Source organism: Thermophilibacter gallinarum (genome assembly GCF_014982725.1).
In the GTDB taxonomy this organism is placed as follows: Bacteria; Actinomycetota; Coriobacteriia; order Coriobacteriales; family Atopobiaceae; genus Thermophilibacter; species Thermophilibacter gallinarum.
In genome coordinates this window covers 310,374-325,735 of sequence record NZ_JADCJZ010000003.1, presented here as the reverse complement: position 1 = coordinate 325,735, position 15,362 = coordinate 310,374, and the positions used below count along the sequence as shown (strand labels likewise).

Genomic DNA, 15,362 nt, shown 5'->3' with positions numbered 1-15,362 from the left:
GACACGGTGAACGCGTTTCCGGCTATACTGTCCCATGACCTTTAAGACGGTACGAGAGACCGAAAAGGCGTCCACAACCTAATCGCAGCTGCCTTATTCGGAGTCTCCGCCACGTGGCGGTCGCTCCGTTTTTTGTAGCTGCGGCTTTGCCCCTGGGCGCGCGACGAAAGGGCGGTGTTGCTGTGAACCTACTGGTGGACAACGGCAGGCATCCGAGGGCGCTTCTCGCGCTGGAGAACGGGATGTTCTTCTTCGGGCGCAGTGCCGGCGCCGAGGGCGAGACCTTCGGCGAGATCGTGTTCAACACCTCGATGGTCGGCTATCAGGAGATCGTCTCCGACCCGTCCTACGCGGGCCAGATCGTGACGCTCACCTACCCGCAGATCGGCAACTACGGCATCAACGAGAAGGACATGCAGGGCGACCCGCTCCACCTGGCTGGTCTCGTGGTGCACGACATGTGCTACACCCCGAGCAACTGGCAGTCCGTGGAGAGCTTCCCGAACTTCCTCGCGCAGAACGGCGTCGTCGCGATCGAGGACGTGGACACGCGCGCCCTCACCATCGCCATCCGCGAGGGCGGCGCCATGAGGGCGGCGATCTCCACGACCGACCTCGACCCCGAGAGCCTCATCGCGCGTGTCAAGGCGTCCCCTTCAATCGCCGACCACAACTACGTCGCCGACGTCTCCACCAAGGAGGCCTACACGGTCCCCGGCCAGGACGCCGACGGCCACCCGCGCCTGCACGTGGTCGCCTACGACTGCGGCGAGAAGAAGGGCATCGGCAAGCGCCTCTCGGCCGCAGGCTGCGAGGTCACCGTCGTGCCGTGGGACACGCCCGCCGAGAAGGTCCTCGAGACGAACCCCGACGGCGTGTTCTTCTCCAACGGCCCGGGCGACCCCGTCTCCGTGCCGCCCGTTGTCGACGCCGTGCGCGCGTGCCTCGGCAAGCTTCCCGTCTTTGGCATCTGCCTCGGCAACCAGGTCATCTCCATGGCGGCCGGTGCCCGGATCGAGAAGCTCCCGTACGGCCACCACGGCGGCAACGAACCCGTGATGAACCTGCTCACCGGCAAGGTCGAGATCACCGCGCAGAACCACAACTACGGCCCGGTCTTCTCGTCCTTCGGCCCGCTCGTACCCGAGCTCTCCGGCGGCGTCTCCGAGCACCCGGCAGACGAGGACCTGCGCTTCTGGTCCCGCGCCCACGTGGCCCCCGTCGTCCAGACCGAGAAGTACGGGCGCGTCCGCCTCACGCACGTCAACCTCAACGACGGCACGCCCGAGGGCATCCAGTTCCTGGACGTCCCGGCCTTCTCCATGCAGTACCACCCCGAGGCCAAGCCCGGCCCCAACGACTCCACGTACGCCTTCGCGGCGTTCGCCAAGCTCATGCGCGGCGAGGACGACTACCTCGCCATCGACGTCCGCGAGGGGAGGCGCTTCTAGATGCCCAAGCGCACCGACATCAAGAAGATCCTGATCATCGGCTCCGGCCCCATCGTCATCGGCCAGGCCTGCGAGTTCGACTACTCCGGCACCCAGGCCTGCAAGGCCCTGCGCTCCGAGGGCTACGAGGTCGTGCTCGTGAACTCTAACCCGGCCACGATCATGACCGACCCGGAGACCGCCGACCGCACCTACATCGAGCCCATCACCGTCGAGTCCGTGACCAAGGTCATCGAGAAGGAGCGACCGGACGCGCTGCTACCCAACATGGGCGGCCAGACGGGCCTCAACTGCGCCGTTGCCCTCGGCAAGGCGGGCATCCTCGAGAAATACGGCGTCGAGGTCATCGGCTGCGACGTCGACTCCATCGAGACCGGCGAGGACCGCGAGCTCTTCGCCAACGCCATGCGCGACATCGGCCTCGAGGTCGCCAAGTCCGGCATCGCGCACACCGTGGAGGAGTGCGAGAAGATCGCCGACGAGCTCGGCTACCCCGTGGTCATCCGTCCCGCCTTCACCCTCGGCGGCGCCGGCGGCGGCATGGCCTACGACCACGACGACCTGCTGCACATCGCGGAGCAGGGCCTCGCGCTCTCGCCAGAGAGCGAGGTGCTCGTCGAGCAGTCCGTCGAGGGCTGGAAGGAGATCGAGATGGAGGTGATGCGCGACTCCGCGGGCAACGGCGTCGTCATCTGCTCCATCGAGAACCTCGACCCCATGGGCGTCCACACCGGCGACTCCATCACCGTGGCTCCGTGCCAGACGCTCAACGACTTCGAGCTCCAGCGCCTGCGCGACTACTCGCTCGCCATCCTCGAGCGCGTCGGCGTGGCCTGCGGCGGCTCCAACGTGCAGTTTGCCGTGAACCCGGACGACGGTCGCGTCATCGTCATCGAGATGAACCCGCGCGTCTCCCGCTCCTCGGCGCTCGCCTCCAAGGCCACCGGCTTCCCGATCGCCAAGATGGCCGCGCTGCTCTCCGTGGGCTACACCCTTGACGAGATCGAGAACGACATCACGCGCGAGACGCCCGCCTGCTTCGAGCCCTCGATCGACTACTGCGTCGTCAAGGTCCCGCGCTTCGCCTTTGAGAAGTTCAAGGGCACCGACGACACGCTCACCACGCGCATGAAGGCCGTGGGCGAGGTCATGTCCATCGGCGCCACCTTCGAGGAGGCCATGCAGAAGGCCATGCGCTCCCTCGAGCAGGGGCACGCCGGCCTCGGCGCGGACGGCAACGATGACTTCGACGAGGAGGGCTTCGAGGAGCGCGTCGCCACGCCCACGCCCGACCGCATCCTCTACGTTGCCGAGGCGCTGCGCCGCGGCTGGGGCGTCGAGCGCGTCTTCGAGCTCACCAAGATCGACCGCTGGTTCCTGAACCGCATCGCCGACATCGTCACCGCCGAGGGCGTCATCCGCGAGCGCGGCCTCGCCGGCCTCGACGCTGACACGATGATGGCCGCCAAGCAGCTGGGCTTCTCGGACGCCCAGCTCGCGCACCTTACCGGCCAGCGAGAGGACACCGTGCGCGCCGTGCGCGAGGTCCTCGGCGTGCGCCCGTGCGTCAAGACCGTCGACACCTGCGCCGGCGAGTTCGCCGCCCGCACGAGCTACCACTACCTGACCTACGAGAAGGGCGGTGTGACCGAGTTCCACGAGGCCGAGAAGCCCCGCGTGGTCATCCTCTCCGCCGGCCCCAACCGCATCGGCCAGGGCATCGAGTTCGACTACTGCTGCGTCCACGCGGCCTACGCGCTCGCGGCCAAGGGCTACGAGACCGTCATGGTCAACTGCAACCCCGAGACCGTCTCCACCGACTACGACACCTCCGACCGCCTCTACTTCGAGCCGCTCACCTTCGAGGACGTCATGAACGTCATCGAGGTCGAGAAGCCCGTGGGCGTGATCGTCACCCTCGGCGGCCAGACCCCGATCAACCTCGCCAAGCGCCTCAAGGCCGCCGGCGTGCCCGTCATGGGCACCCAGCCCGAGGCCATCGACCTCGCCGAGGACCGCGACCGCTTCGCGAGCCTGCTCGACCGCCTCGAGATCGCCTACCCGCCCTCGAGCACGGCCGAGACTGTCGACGAGGCCAAGGCCGTCGCGCGCCGCGTGGGCTACCCGCTGCTCGTCCGCCCGAGCTACGTCCTGGGCGGCCGCGGCATGGGCATCGTCTACGACGACGAGGACCTCGTGAGCTACATGGCCGAGGCCACCAAGGTCTCCCCGGACCACCCCGTCTACCTCGACGCCTTCCTCGAGGACGCCATCGAGCTCGACGTGGATGCCCTCTGCGACACCGAGCAGTGCTACGTGGGCGCGGTCCTCGAGCACATCGAGGAGTGTGGCATCCACTCCGGCGACTCCGCCTGCTGCTTCCCGCCCTTCTCGCTCTCCGACAAGATCGTGGCCAAGGTCCGCGAGACCACGCGTCGCCTCGCGCTCTCCTGCCACATCCAGGGCCTCCTCAACGTCCAGTACGCGGTTCGCGACGAGCAGGTCTTCGTGATCGAGCTCAACCCGCGCGCGAGCCGCACCGTGCCCTTCTCGTCCAAGGCCACCGGGGTGCCGCTGGCCAAGTGCGCCGCGCGCATCATGAGCGGCGAGAAGATCCGCGACCTCGGCCTCCCCGAGGAGGGACGCGACCTCGGCTACTACGCGGTCAAGGAGGCCGTCATGCCGTGGAGCCGCTTCCCGGGCGCCGACGTGGTCCTCGGTCCCGAGATGAAGTCGACCGGCGAGGTCATGGGCCTCGACGTCACGTTCCCGAAGGCCTACGCCAAGACGCGCGAGGCCATCGACTACGACGTGCCGCAGTCCGGCAAGGTCTTCGTCTCGGTGTGCGACCGCGACAAGCGCTCGGTGGCGCCGGTGGCCCTCTCGCTCAAGAACCTGGGCTACGACCTGGTCGCCACGCGCGGCACGGCGAAGACGCTGCACGCCGCGGGCATCCCGTGCGAGGTCGTGAAGCCCATCTCCGAGGGCTCGCCCAACATCATTGACATGATGGTCGCGGGGGAGATCGCGTTCCTCGTCAACACGCCCAAGGGCCACAGCTCGCGCGGCGACGGCTTCAAGATGCGCGGCGAGGCCGTGAGCCGCGGCATCGACATGGCGACCACCATGTCCGGCGCCGTCGCGCTGGTGCAGGCCATCGCGGCCCTGCGCCAGGGCCCGCTCGACGTCTACGCCCTCCAGGACCTGTAGGTGACTCAAGAGGGGACAGACCCCTTTTGAATCATTCGGGCCGTCGGGTCTCTCGCCCGGCGGCCCTTCTCGAAGAGGGGGGGGGACGTATGGTAGTGGCCGACTGCCACACGCATACGAGCTTCTCGGACGGTGTGGGCACGTTCGAGGAGAACGCCCGTGCCGCCGACGCGGCCGGATGCGCCGCGCTGGTGTGCACGGACCACCTCACGCTGCCCGCGTCGATGGACCCGGCCGGCGAGGTGCAGGTCGTCGAAGGGAAGCTGCCCGCGCACCGCGCCGCGTTCGAGGCCGCGCGAGTCGCCCATCCCGAGCTGGAGATGGTCTATGGCTTCGAGGCCGACTGGTATCCCGGCTGCGAGGACGACGTCCGCCAGTGGTCGTCCGGGGCGCAGGTCCTTCTCGGCAGCGTGCACTGGCTGGGCGAGAAGGACGACGGCGCGTGGATCGACGACACCTCCGACCTGCACGTCTGGCACGAGCTCGGCCCGGACGAGGTGTGGCGGCGCTACGTGGCCGCATGGTGCGCTGCCTGCGAGAGCCCGCTCGCCTTCGACACGATGGCCCATCCCGACCTGCCGGAGCGCATGCGACCGCTCGGCCTTGCCGCCACGATCGACCTCGCGCCGCTCTGGGACGAGATGGCCGCCTGCGCTCATGACACCGGCCGTCGGGTGGAGCTCTCCACGGCCGGCCTGCGCAAAGGGGTGGGGGACTACTACCCCTCGTGCGGCCTGCTGGGGCGCTTCCTCGCCGCCGGCGTGCCCATCACTGTGGGCTCCGACGCGCACGTCCCGTCGGACGTCTGCGACGGGATACGCGAGGCCTATGCGCGCGCCTGGGAGGTCGGCTATCGCTCGGTCGAGATCCCGCATGCGGACGGCAGCTGGGAGTGCATGCCGCTATGATACGTGGGGGCGGTCCTTCGTGTCGTTTGGGGGAGGAGCATGGCGCGGGTTCTAGTGATCGAGGACGACGCGGCGATCAATGACGTCGTGGCGACGCGTCTCTCGCGTGACGGCCACACGGTGACGCAGGCGTTCTCCGGCTCCGAGGCGCGCCTTCTGCTGGGCGAGAAGGGCACGACGTTCGACCTCGTCATCAGCGACCTCATGCTGCCCGGCGTGACGGGGGAGGAGCTCGTGGGGCTCATTCGCGAGCGCGATGCCGCGACGCCCGTCGTGGTGATCTCCGCCCGTGCGACGGCTGCCGACAAGATCGGTCTTCTCGACCTGGGCGCGGACGACTACCTCGTAAAGCCCTTCGACCTCGACGAGCTGGCGGCACGCGTCGCCGTGCAGCTGCGCCACCGAGGTACGGGTGCGACCGCGGACTCGGGGGTCCTGCGGTACCGTCAGTGGGCCCTGGACACGGAGGCCCGTACGCTCACCGTCGACGGATCTCGTGATGTCCCGCTCACCAAGATAGAGTTCAACATCCTCGAGGCGCTTGTTCGACGTCCGAACAAGGTCTTCTCCAAGTCCGAGCTCTTCGAGCTGGCGTGGGGGGAGCCATTTGCGGGCGACGACTCCACCGTGGCCGTGCACGTCTCCAACATTCGCGGCAAGCTGCGTGCCACAGGCACCGACGGCTACCTCAAGACGGTCTGGGGCATGGGCTTCAAGCTTGCGTAGCGTCTGGGCGCTCTGTGAGGCGCAGACCGCTGCAGAACTCATGCTCGTGATGAAAAGGCGGCGTCTTGCGTGCAAAACTCTCGCTCGTGATGAATGTTTCTCGGTCTCATGACCACATTCGATGAAATTATTTTTCTCTCAACTGGGATTATGAACCGCGAAGAACTGCGCGAGGCTCTATTGCGTCACGTTTTTCTCATCACGAGCGGCTGTTTTGCAGCTCTCGGTCGAATCATTCATCACGAACGGCCGTTTTGCAGACGGCTTCCTCAAGCTTTCTTTAGATTTGGCTCACGGATTCTAAAGGTCTTCCCGTCATCATGGTGCGCAGCCTCTAGAAAGGAGCGAGCGTGAACGTCATAGAGACGCACGGCCTCACCAAGCGCTACCGTCGCAAGCTGGCCGTGGACAACCTGGACATGACCGTCGCCGCCGGCGACATCTACGGCTTCGTGGGCAAGAACGGATCGGGCAAGTCCACCACGATGAAGATGGTCTGCGGCCTGGCACGCCCCACCGCGGGTGAGGTCGTCCTCTTCGGCGACCCGGAGCGCGGCGGTGCCACGCCGCAGGGCTTCTCCCGCATCGGCGCCCTCATCGAGAGCCCGGGCGTGCTCGCCAGCCTCACTGCGCGCGACAACCTCGTCGCCAAGGCGCTCGCGCTCGGCCTGACGCATGCGGGGCAGGTTGCGGACGACCTGCTCGGCCTCGTGGGCCTCGACCCGACCGACCACCGCCGCGTGAAGGCCTACTCGCTCGGCATGAAGCAGCGCCTGGGCCTGGCGCTCGCGCTCGTGGGCAGCCCCGACCTGCTGCTCCTGGACGAGCCCTTCAACGGCCTCGACCCCGAGGCCACGCGTGCCATGCGTCTTGCGCTCGTTCGCCTCAACCATGAGCACGGCGTCACGATCATGATCTCCAGCCATGTGTTGGACCAGCTCGACCGCGTTGCCACGCGCTTTGGCGTGATTGCGGATGGCCATCTCGCGGCAGAGTTCACCGACGCCGAGCTCCACGAGCGCTGCGGCAGTTCCGTGCGCGTCCGTCTGGCGCAGCCAGAGCGTGGGCTGGCACTCCTCGAGCAGGCGCTCCCGCAGGCGACCTTCCGCGTGGAGCCCGACGGCGCGCTCGTGGTCACGGGCGTCGCGCTCGAGGAAGTGAGCGCTGCATGCTTCTCCTCTGGCATCGAGGTTCGTGAGCTCGCCCAGCAGGAGCGCGACATCGAGGAGTACTTCGTCGAGCTCATGGGCGGCGCAGACGGCGAGAAGGACGGTGGCGCCCGATGATCGCCCTGCTCCGCTCGGACGCCTATCGCGTCCTGCACTCGCGCTGGATTTGGGGCGTGGTCGCCATCGTGGCGTTTCTCCTGCTTGCGCCAGCCCTCATGATGCGTTGGACCAGCATGGGACCCGTCCGCTACGACGACCTCACCAACTCGGCGCTCGCCATGACGGGTGTTCAGATGCTCGCTGCGGCCATGGCGAGCATTGTGTGCTGCGACCGGACCGACATAGGGTTTTCCCGCTCGATCCTCTCATCTCTTGGTGAGCGCGCCCGCATGGTCTGGTTTGCTGAGAAGTGCGTCTTCTCGTTGCTGCTCGCTGCCGTCCTGATCGTGTTCGTGTTTGTGGTGGGGCTTCTCGCCCTGCCGGTCTCCGGGGTCCCGGTGGCAGACCTCGAGCCCGCGTGGCAGGTGGCGGCCTGGCTCGGCTGCACATGGCTCTGCGCCGCGCCCTACGTCGCGCTCACGGTGCTCGTGGCCCAACTCACGCGCAACGAGGGCGTGACCACGGTGTTTGCCGTTCTCGCTGCCGGAGGCCTGCTCGAGGGCGGCATCGTCATAGGTATCGACGCCCTCTGCTACCTTGCCGGCGGCAACTTCCTTGACTTCTCCTCGGCCGTCGCCCCCTGGCTGCCGTCGCAGATCGTTGGCATCGTCGGTCAGGGTGCCGTCACGCTGCTCTCGTCGGACAATGCCGCGCATCTGTCCGGCGCCGTTCGCGCGCTCATCGTCTGCCTGCCGCTTACCGTTGCCGTCACCGCCGTCGACGCGCTGCTCGTCTCGAGGAGGGATGTCGCATGATGGCACTGCTCAAGTCCGACCTCCACCGCACCCTGCACGCCCGCTGGTCGTGGGTTGTGCTCGCCCTCGTCGCGCTTGCCACCCTGGGCAGCGTCGTACTCACCATCTGGTGGCCGCTCGAGCCCGGCGTCGTCTACGACGGTCTCACCGGGCGCGCGGGCGCCCTGCGCCTCGCCGGGCGGGGAGCCTCGATCGCGCTCGTGTCGACGATCGCCCCCTTCGTTGCCGCGCATCTCTCCTGCGCGGACTCCGATTCCGGCTTTGACCGTACGCTTCTCTCGTCGATGCGCGGTCGCGTCGCGTACTTTGCCGAAAAGTACCTGCTCACGGTTACCCTCTCGGGCACTCTCCTGCTTGCCTATCTCGTGTTCAGCGGGCTTGGCGTCCTTGTGACCTTGCGTTCCGTGGAGAACGTCGAGCCGTTCTGGCAGGTCGCGGCGTGGGCAGGGGAGGGCTGGCTCGCGGCGTGCGTCTACGCGCTCGTCGTGCTGCTGGTCGGACAGCTCACACGCAGTCGGGCAATTGCATTTATCGTCGCGTTCCTGCTGCTCTCGGGTGCCGTGGAACAGGGCTTCTTCTCCTTCCTCCTGCTCGTGAGCAACGCGTTTGGCCTGGACTGGGGCCCTGCGCTCGAGGCCGCCCTCGCCTGGGCGCCCTACGTCACCATGGCCGCGGTCGGCAACGGCGCCGCGGACATGCTCGCCGTGGATGCGACCGGCTTCGCCCCGGCTGTCCGCGCGCTCATCGTCGGCGTCCCGCTCTGCCTCGCGTGTGGCACGCTCGGCATCCTCGCTGGCACGAGGCGCGATGTTGCATGATGCGCGAGGCGTTCCTCGAGCAGCTCTACCGCTGGCTGGAGCCGCTCGTAGACTGGCTGCTCGCAAGCTCTAGGATGGAGTGGTGGGCCGGCGTCGTGGAGAGGTTTCACATGGCTGATGCAATCATGCTTACGGCGATGCTGGCGCTGGGCCTGGCCATGGGGGCGGTCTTCGTCGTCGCCTGCTATGCAACCGAGCTGGGTCGCCAGGCGCGCTTTCTGACTGCCCGTGACCGTGCGAGCAACGCGCGCCTCACGACCAGCAGCCGTCTGCCGGGCATGGTCTCCCTGGTCGACTCCGTGAACGCTGAGCTCGCCGCCTCCGACGCGGAGCGCGTGGAGGCCCTGCGCTCCGCGGACGAGTTCTCGCGCGGCCTCTCCGCGCTCTCCCACGACGTGCGGACGCCGCTCACCGGTGCGCGCGGCTATCTGCAGCTGGCGCGAGAGGAAGAGGACCCGGCGCGCAGGGGCGCCCAGCTCGCAGCCGCCGACGCACGGCTCGCCGCGATGGCGGGCCTCCTGGACGAGCTCTTCTCGTATGCCCGCGCCGCCGACCCCGACACCCCTTTCGAGCTGGGATCCGTCGCCCTGCGACCGCTCTTGGAGCAGGTCCTTCTCGGCCACTACCCGGAGTTCGAGGGGCGTGGCTGGGAGCCTGCGCTGGAATGCGAGGACGTCATGGTCGAGGCTGACGCCGAGGCGCTCGCGCGCATCGTGGAGAACCTCGTGGTCAACGCGCTGCGACACGGGTCGGGGACGCTCTCGGTGACGGTCCGCCCGACCGAGAAGAGCCGCGTGCTCGCGGACTTTGCCAACCCCGTTGCCGAACCCGGCTCGATCGACGCCGATCGCCTCTTCGAGCGCTTCTATCAGGCCGACGCCTCACGCGCGACGCAGGGCTCGGGCCTCGGCCTGTCCGTCGCCGCCGAGCTCGCCACCGCCCAGGGGATGGAGCTCTCCGCGCGCGTGGCGGACGGAACCCTCACCATCACGCTCGTCATGAGCACCGTCTGAGAGGAGACATCCATGATCGTCACAACCACCAACTCCGTCGAGGGTCACCAGATCGTCGACTACCTCGGCATCGTCACCGGCGAGGCGGTAAGCGGCATCAACATGTTCCGCGACCTCGGCGCGGGGATCCGCAACGTCTTCGGTGGACGCTCGGCCGGCTACGAGGAGGAGCTCCAGCAGGCGAGAAACGAGGTCCTAGCCGAGATGCAGCAGCGTGCGGAGGCGCTCGGGGCGGACGCCGTCGTGGGTGCCTCCATCGGCTACGAGACCTTCGAGGGCATGATCATGACCTGCTGCTCCGGCACGGCGGTCCGCCTGCGCCGCGCGTGACGTTGGCCGACGGCGGCCCGCGGTGCCCGGTCCTTCTCGCCTGCGTGAAATATCTGCCGAGACGAGGGTATCCTGTAGAAGTTTGCTACACTCATAAGGCTGTGAAATCCGCGGGCGTGGTGGAACTGGTAGACACGCTGGATTTAGGTTCCAGTGGGGGTGACCCCATGAAGGTTCGAGTCCTTTCGCCCGCACCAGCTTGGGAAAACTGGCGGGGCAGGCCCGCCATCGAAGACACTGGAGGAACGTTGAAGATCACCGTCACCGCCGAGAAGCCGTCCGACGAGAAGATGGCTGCCACCCTCACCATCCCCGCCGCCGAGGTCGACGCCGCCGTCAAGCGGACGTACAAGGACATCGCCAAGAAGTACAACTTCCAGGGCTTCCGTCGCGGCCACGCGCCGCGCCCGGTGATCGACGGCATCATGGGCCGCGAGGCCGTGCTCGCCCAGGCCACCAACGACCTCCTCAACGCCGCCGAGCCCCTCATGCTCGAGGAGCTCGACGTCACCCCGGTCGGCCGCGTGGACTTCGGCGCCGAGGGCGCCGACCCCGAGCTCGCCGTCGAGGGCGCCGACTACGTCGTGACCGCCACCATCGGCGTGCGCCCGTCCTGCGAGCTCGAGAGCTACGACGCCCCCGAGATCAACATGCCGCCCGAGGAGGCCACCGAGGCCGAGATTGACTGGCAGGTCAACCAGCTCCTCAGCTACCAGATGACCTACGAGGACGTCGAGGAGGAGCGTGCCGTCGAGAACGGTGACATTGTCTCCGTCGACGTCGAGAACGTCGAGGGTGCCGGTCACCTCGCCGGCAAGAACCGCCTGCTCGCGCTTGACGGCCAGCAGATCCCCGACCAGCTCCAGGAGGGCATCGTCGGGATGAAGAAGGGCGAGGAGAAGGCCATCGAGTGGACCCGCACCCACGAGCACGAGGGCGAGGAGCACTCCCACACCTTCTCCGTCAAGGTCACGCTGAACGGCATCAAGAAGGCCGTCACCCCCGAGCTCGACGACGAGATCGCCAAGAAGTATGGCTACGACGACGTGGCCGCCTTCCGCGCCGCCGTCAAGGAGGAGGTCGAGGCCGACAAGAAGACGACGCTCCCCAACCTCAAGGAGGACCGCGTCGTCGAGGCCCTCGGCAAGGCCCTCAAGCTCGAGGCCGTTCCCGAGGCCTATCAGAACGAGATCTTCAACGAGCTCGCCTCCGAGTTCCTCGCCCAGCTCCAGCGCCAGAACGTCAGCCTCGACATGTACCTGCGCGCCCGCGGCGTGAAGACCGACGACTTCCTGGCCGACCTCCGCGTCCAGGCCGAGGAGCGCGCGCGTCAGTCCCTCGCGCTCGACGCCCTCGCCGCCAAGCTCGGCGTCGAGGCCACCGAGGACGACGTCCGCGCCGAGTTCGAGAAGGCCGGCGTCGAGGACGTCGACGCCTCCGTCGAGCAGTGGCGCTCCGAGGGCCGTCTGCCCGCCATCCGCGACTCCATCCGTCGCACCAAGGCCCTCGACTGGCTCGTCGAGAACGCCAAGGTGAACATCGTCGACGAGGTCGCCGAGCGCGCCGCCGCCGCTGACAAGGCCGACGCCGAGTAAGCTCGCCACACCTGTCTCCTGACGCCCCGGGCACCACTGCCCGGGGCGCACGCACAAGAAACGGAGATCACATGCACCAGCCCACCAACATCCCCCTCATCCCCTACGTCGTCGAGCAGACGCCGCGCGGCGAGCGCAGCTACGACATCTACTCGCGCCTGCTCAACGACCGCATCGTCTTTCTCGGCGAGGAGGTGACGCGCGACTCCGCCAACCTCGTGATCGCGCAGCTCCTCCACCTGGAGAGCCAGGACCCCGACAAGGACATCGCCCTCTACATCGACTCGCCGGGCGGTGACGTCTACGCCGGCCTCGGCATCATCGACACGATGAACTTCATCAAGCCGGACGTCTCCACCATCTGCGTGGGCATGGCCGCCTCCATGGGCGCCGCCATCCTCGCCTGCGGCGCCAAGGGCAAGCGCCTGGCGCTCCCCAACTCGATGGTCCTCATCCACCAGCCGAGCTCGGGCGTCTCCGGCCAGCAGACCGACATCCAGATCGTCGCCGACGAGACCCGCTGGATTCGCCAGCGCCTGAACGAGATTCTCTCCGAGGCGACCGGCCAGCCCATCGAGAAGGTCAACGCGGACACCGAGCGCGACAACTACATGCGCGCCTCCGAGGCCTGCGCGTACGGTCTCGTGGACCGCGTCATCACCTCTCGCACCGAGCAGACCCAGGAGTAGCGAATGGCCCAGGACATGGACACGCTCGGCGGCGAGGTGCGCTGCTCCTTCTGCGGCAAGACCCGCAGCCAGGTGAGCAAGCTCATCGCCGGACCCGGCGGCGCCTACATCTGCGACGAGTGCGTGCACGCGTGCTCCGACATGATCGACGAGGTCGACCTCGCCCGCGAGGCCGGCGCGCCGGACGCGGCTGACGAGGGCGAGCCGCCCATCAAGAACCTCCCGACGCCGCACGAGATCTACGACGAGCTCTCGCAGTACGTCATGGGTCAGGAGCAGGCCAAGCGTGCGATGAGCGTGGCCGTCTACAACCACTACCGTCGCATCCTCTCCGGAAACGACGAGGTCGAGGAGGGTGCCGAGGAGGTCGAGATCGCCAAGAGCAACATCCTGCTGCTGGGCCCCACCGGCACGGGCAAGACGCTGCTCGCGCAGACGCTCGCGCGCTTCCTCGAGGTCCCGTTCGCCATCGCGGACGCCACCACCCTCACCGAGGCCGGCTACGTCGGCGAGGACGTCGAGAACATCCTGCTCAAGCTCATCACCGCGGCAGACGGCGACGTCGAGCGCGCGCAGGTGGGCATCGTCTACGTGGACGAGATCGACAAGATCGCCCGCAAGGCCGAGAACCTCTCCATCACGCGCGACGTCTCGGGCGAGGGCGTGCAGCAGGCACTCCTCAAGATCCTCGAGGGCACCGAGGCCAGCGTGCCCCCGCAGGGCGGTCGCAAGCACCCCCAGCAGGAGCTCATTCACATCGACACCACCAACATCCTCTTCATCTGCGGCGGCGCCTTCGTCGGCCTGGACAAGATCGTGGCCGACCGCATCGGCAAGAAGGGCATCGGATTTGCCGCCGAGGTGGGCAAGAGCGCCGAGAAGGACGAGGACTACCTCATGGAGCAGGTCATGCCCCAGGACCTGCACAAGTTCGGCATGATTCCCGAGTTCCTCGGTCGCATCCCGGTCATCACGGCGACGCGCGAGCTCACCGAGGAGGACCTCGTCTCCATCCTCACCCAGCCGCGCAACGCGCTCGTCAAGCAGTACCGCCGCATGTTCGAGCTCGAGGGCGTCGACCTGGTCTTCGAGGACGACGCGCTCACCGAGATCGCGCGCCAGGCCATCGCCCGTGGCACGGGTGCCCGCGGCCTGCGCGCCATCTGCGAGGCAACGCTGCAGGACACGATGTTCGACCTGCCGAGCGACCTCGACATCACCAAGGTCGTCGTCACCAAGGACAGCGTCGGGGGCGGCGTGCCGCCGCGCATCGTCTCCAAGGCCCACGGGAAGCATCACGTGGCCTAGGGTCATGGGCCCTTCTCGCCAGCACGTGTCCAGACGGGGACGTCGCCTCCGGGCGGCGTCCCTTCTCGTTAGAGGTTGGAGCCGCCGAGGGCCATGTAGGAGCGGATGACGGCGTCGCGGCGGCGCGAGCCGGCGGGGCACACCTTGTCGAAGGCCGGCATGATGCCCTTGTAGATCGCGATGACCTGGAGGCGCTTGGCGAGGCCGGCGGCAGAGGCACGCGACTCCTCGAGCTGGCCCCTGATCTCGTCAAGGTAGGGCGAGCGCATGGCGTAGTGCCAGAAGAGGTCGGCGCGGTCGGCGTCGGGGTAGAGCCAGGGGCGGTTGTCCGGCCCGGCGAAGTGGATGATCGCGGGGTCGGCGGCCGCCTCCTCGTACTCGGCGCGCACGTCGGCGGGGGCGTTGGCGATGATGTGGGTGCGGCGGAGGTGCTGCCAGTCCATGAGGTAGTTCCAGCGCATGTGCACGCGCACGTAGTTGCCGTCGACCACCTTGTTGAGGACGTCTTGGTCCAGCCATCGCCACATGCGCTGCGTGGAGAGGTCGAGGAACTCCTCGGGCGTTATGGTCCGGCGCAGCTCCGCCAGGTTCATGAGCAGAACGCCCGCCTGGAAGTAATCGTGCGGGTCGCTCATGCCGAGCTCGTTCTTGAGGTAGGGCCCCACGGTCGTGTCGTAGCCCTCGATCTGGCCGATCGTGTCGGCGTCGCGCGTGGCCGCCAGCGGGTAGCCGGTGACGTCCACGTCGTAGAGCCCGGCGACATCATCGTCCACGATGAGGTCGGAGTCGAGGTAGATCGCCTTGTCCACGTTGGGCAGGAGCTGCGGGGCGAGCAGGCGGAAGTACGTCTCGGGGCGGAAGTGCCCGTGGTGGGGGAGCTCGATGTCACCGAGCGCCGCGTCGACGTCGAGGAAGCCGATGCCCACGTTGTCGGCCTTGGTCTGGCGCGTGAGCGTGATCATGCTCGCGGGCGAGATGTTGCGCGTGAGCACGATGATGTCGTAGCGACGCGAGGCGCTGGCGTTGTCCACGATGGACTGGATTGCCACGGAGAGGTACGGGACGAAGTTCTCGCTGCACGCGAAGACGATGACGACGTCGTCAAGGGGCAGGTCGAGGTCTCCCGACGTGCTGGCGAGCATCGTCGAGGAGAGCGGGTTTCTCACGTGCGTGGTCTTGCGCAGCGGCTTCATGTGACCTCTGTTCGGGCGCGTTCCGGGCCTCATAAACT

13 protein-coding genes and 1 tRNA gene are annotated in these 15,362 nt (G+C 67.6%); 13 read left to right on the top strand and 1 reads right to left on the bottom strand.

Features of this window, described 5'->3' with window-relative positions; genetic code table 11:
• Nucleotides 1-182: 182 nt before the first annotated feature.
• The 13 genes from carA (at nucleotide 183) to clpX (ending at nucleotide 14,131) form a co-directional block, all read left to right on the top strand.
• A complete protein-coding gene (gene carA / locus INF26_RS08200; RefSeq protein ID WP_193530450.1) occupies nucleotides 183-1,451 on the top strand; it encodes a glutamine-hydrolyzing carbamoyl-phosphate synthase small subunit in 1,269 nt (422 codons plus the stop codon).
• Complete coding sequence (carB, locus tag INF26_RS08195) at nucleotides 1,452-4,661, top strand: carbamoyl-phosphate synthase large subunit (RefSeq protein ID WP_193530449.1); 3,210 nt, start codon at nucleotides 1,452-1,454, stop codon at nucleotides 4,659-4,661.
• 89 nt (nucleotides 4,662-4,750) lie between these two features.
• Nucleotides 4,751-5,569, top strand: a complete 819-nt coding sequence (locus INF26_RS08190) for a PHP domain-containing protein (RefSeq protein WP_193530448.1) — start codon at nucleotides 4,751-4,753, stop codon at nucleotides 5,567-5,569.
• Nucleotides 5,570-5,608: 39 nt separating this feature from the next.
• Nucleotides 5,609-6,295, top strand: a complete 687-nt coding sequence (locus tag INF26_RS08185; protein WP_193530447.1) for a response regulator transcription factor — start codon at nucleotides 5,609-5,611, stop codon at nucleotides 6,293-6,295.
• 350 nt (nucleotides 6,296-6,645) lie between these two features.
• Complete coding sequence (locus INF26_RS08180) at nucleotides 6,646-7,581, top strand: ABC transporter ATP-binding protein (RefSeq protein ID WP_193530446.1); 936 nt, start codon at nucleotides 6,646-6,648, stop codon at nucleotides 7,579-7,581.
• Complete coding sequence (locus INF26_RS08175) at nucleotides 7,578-8,378, top strand: hypothetical protein (RefSeq protein WP_193530445.1); 801 nt, start codon at nucleotides 7,578-7,580, stop codon at nucleotides 8,376-8,378. The genes INF26_RS08180 and INF26_RS08175 overlap by 4 nt, the downstream gene beginning before the upstream one ends.
• Nucleotides 8,375-9,196: a hypothetical protein gene (locus INF26_RS08170; protein WP_193530444.1), complete on the top strand. Its 822-nt coding sequence runs from the start codon at nucleotides 8,375-8,377 to the stop codon at nucleotides 9,194-9,196. Before INF26_RS08175 ends, INF26_RS08170 begins: the two co-directional genes overlap by 4 nt.
• Nucleotides 9,193-10,209 (top strand): sensor histidine kinase, encoded by a 1,017-nt coding sequence (locus INF26_RS08165; RefSeq protein WP_226371969.1) that lies wholly within the window; start codon nucleotides 9,193-9,195, stop codon nucleotides 10,207-10,209. Before INF26_RS08170 ends, INF26_RS08165 begins: the two co-directional genes overlap by 4 nt.
• A gap of 12 nt (nucleotides 10,210-10,221) precedes the next feature.
• Complete coding sequence (locus tag INF26_RS08160; protein WP_193530443.1) at nucleotides 10,222-10,539, top strand: YbjQ family protein; 318 nt, start codon at nucleotides 10,222-10,224, stop codon at nucleotides 10,537-10,539.
• Between the two features lie 110 nt (nucleotides 10,540-10,649).
• Nucleotides 10,650-10,736 (top strand) — tRNA-Leu (locus INF26_RS08155).
• 51 nt (nucleotides 10,737-10,787) lie between these two features.
• A complete protein-coding gene (tig, locus tag INF26_RS08150) occupies nucleotides 10,788-12,134 on the top strand; it encodes a trigger factor (protein WP_193530442.1) in 1,347 nt (448 codons plus the stop codon).
• A 71-nt stretch (nucleotides 12,135-12,205) separates the two neighbouring features.
• Nucleotides 12,206-12,823: an ATP-dependent Clp protease proteolytic subunit gene (locus INF26_RS08145; RefSeq protein ID WP_193530441.1), complete on the top strand. Its 618-nt coding sequence runs from the start codon at nucleotides 12,206-12,208 to the stop codon at nucleotides 12,821-12,823.
• A 3-nt stretch (nucleotides 12,824-12,826) separates the two neighbouring features.
• A complete protein-coding gene (gene clpX, locus INF26_RS08140; protein WP_193530440.1) occupies nucleotides 12,827-14,131 on the top strand; it encodes an ATP-dependent Clp protease ATP-binding subunit ClpX in 1,305 nt (434 codons plus the stop codon).
• Between the two features lie 68 nt (nucleotides 14,132-14,199).
• On the opposite strand, the gene INF26_RS08135 is transcribed toward clpX, so the two are convergent.
• Nucleotides 14,200-15,324, bottom strand: a complete 1,125-nt coding sequence (locus INF26_RS08135; RefSeq protein WP_226371968.1) for a glycosyltransferase family 8 protein — start codon at nucleotides 15,322-15,324, stop codon at nucleotides 14,200-14,202.
• Nucleotides 15,325-15,362: the final 38 nt, after the last annotated feature.